The sequence below is a fragment of the Microbulbifer sp. genome (assembly GCF_051659245.1).
Taxonomy (GTDB): domain Bacteria; phylum Pseudomonadota; class Gammaproteobacteria; order Pseudomonadales; family Cellvibrionaceae; genus Microbulbifer.
Genome location: NZ_JBOFOC010000110.1, coordinates 1 through 2209 on the forward strand (window position 1 = coordinate 1; position 2209 = coordinate 2209).

The 2209-nt window shown below is 62.7% G+C and carries 1 protein-coding gene; it reads left to right on the forward strand.

The window, feature by feature from the left end:
- Positions 1-2209 (forward strand): hypothetical protein (locus tag ACRC0P_RS11610; RefSeq protein ID WP_438631039.1); only part of this gene is annotated, 2209 nt, incomplete at both ends.

Sequence of the window (2209 nt, forward strand, 5' to 3'; positions counted from 1 at the left end):
GTCACCGTGCACGGCGGCGATGGCGGCGGTATCTCCTTCTACCCGGACGGCGACGGCGGCTATGTGCCCGGGCGCGGTTATCACGGCACCCTGGTTTCCACTGTCGACGGCTGGGATTTCTACAGCAAGGACGGCACCCAGTACCACTACGCCAGCCGGCCGGCTTTCGGCAAAGCGCTGCTGGAATATGTACGCGGCACCAACGGACGCCTGCTGAAATTCGGCTACAGCGGCAGCAAAGAGCCCCAACTGGACATCGTGGAAGACAGCGCCGGCCGCACCCTGCGCTTCGAATACCAGCCGGGTATCGCCGGCTGGGAAATGCGCCCTCTGTTGACGCGGGTGACGGCCCTGTCCGGCTCGGAGGAATTTTCCGTTTATTACCAGTACGACGGCCGCGGCCGCCTGGTCGAGAGCCGCTACGAGAAGGGCGGGACCAGCCGCAGCAAGCGCTACCAGTACCTGGTGGATGAGGCTTTCCAGTTCCCGGCCGCGACGGACGCCTTCTTCCTGAGAAGCGCCATTTCCCAGGTGATCGATGAAAACGGCGAGGTCACCACCTATTCCCACGGCGTACACGAATTCCCCGGTTCGCCGCTGTTGCAGGACCAGGGCATCGTCGTGGGCTCCGCCCCGGTTCCCGCCACTCAACTGATCACCCGCCCGGAGGGCGGCACCACCGGCTTCGAATACCTGGACCGCAGCCAGCGCAATGGCGGTGCACTGCAGACCGTGGTCACCGACGGCCGCGACAACACCACCACCTATACCCTGAACGACTACGGCGCGGCCACCAGGATCGAGGCGCCCAACGGCAGCCGCGATATCGAGTGGGACCTGCAGCAGGTAGTGATTACCGGCAGCACCAACGAGCGCAACATCACCACCGAGTTTGCCTACGACGAGCACGGCAACCAGCTGGTGGAAAAGCTGGCCGACAAAACGCCGTTGATGACGCCCTACGTGAGCAAAGGGCAGTTCGGCCAGATCAAGAACCTGATGGCCGCGCGTATTGACCGCAACAACCACCGCACCGACTACCGCTACGACGAGCGGGGCAACCTGACCGACGTCCACTACCCGGACGGCACTTCGGAACACTACACCTACGACAATCTCGGCAACCGCAAGACCTACCAGGACCGCAGGGGCAACCTGTGGCGCTACAACCACGACGAGTGGGGCAACGTTGTTTACACCCGGGACCCCCTCGGCGGTGTGGCGGAAGCCGCGTGGAACGCCCGCGGCCAGAAACTGTGGGAAACCGACGAGAAAGGCCGCCGGATCTCCTACACCTACAATGCCCTGAACCAGCTGATCGAAGTCAGCCGGCCGCTCGGCGACGACACCAGCTACACCTACGACCTGGTGGGCAACAAGAAAACCGAGACCGACGGCCGTGGCCACACCACCCATTGGGAATACGACGGCGAAAACCGCGTGGTGGAAGTCCGCAACCACCTGCAGCAGTCAAAATCCCTGGACTACGACGCCGTGGGCAACCTGGTATCGGAATCCGATTTCCGCGGCAATGTCACCACCTACGGCTACGACGGCGCCAATCGCCAGACCTCGGTCAATATGCCGGAAAGCCGGGTGCTCAACCGGGAATACGACGGCGTGGGCAATGTCACCCGCGAATACTCCACCGACGGCCGCACCACCAGCTACGGCTACGACGCCTACAACCGCCGGAATAAGATCACCGATGCGCTGGAGCAGGTAACCAGCCTGGAACTGGACGAAGAGGGCAATGTCCTCTCCCGCACTAATGCGCGCACCTTCACCACCAGCTACGAATACGACGAACTGAATCGCAAGCGCTTCGAGCACCAGCCCCTTGGCCGCACCCTGGAGTGGCGCTACGACAGCAACGGCAACCTCGCCTATGAAATCGACGGCAAGGGTCAGGCCACCCGCTACACCTACGACGAACTCAACCGGGTGCGGCAGAAAATCGACCGCGAGGGCAATATCACCCTCTACGACTACGACAAGGTCGGCAACCAGACCCTGGAGCTGAATGCCCGCCAGTTCTCCGTGGTGCGCGAATACGACGCCCGCAACCGACTGGAGCGCCTCAAGGACGCCGAGAACCATATCACCGAGTACCGCTACGACGAGGTCGGCAACCGCACCCGGGAAATCCTGCCCAACGGCAACACCCGGGTATCCGTTTACGACGAACTCAATCGTCTGGTTCAACAGT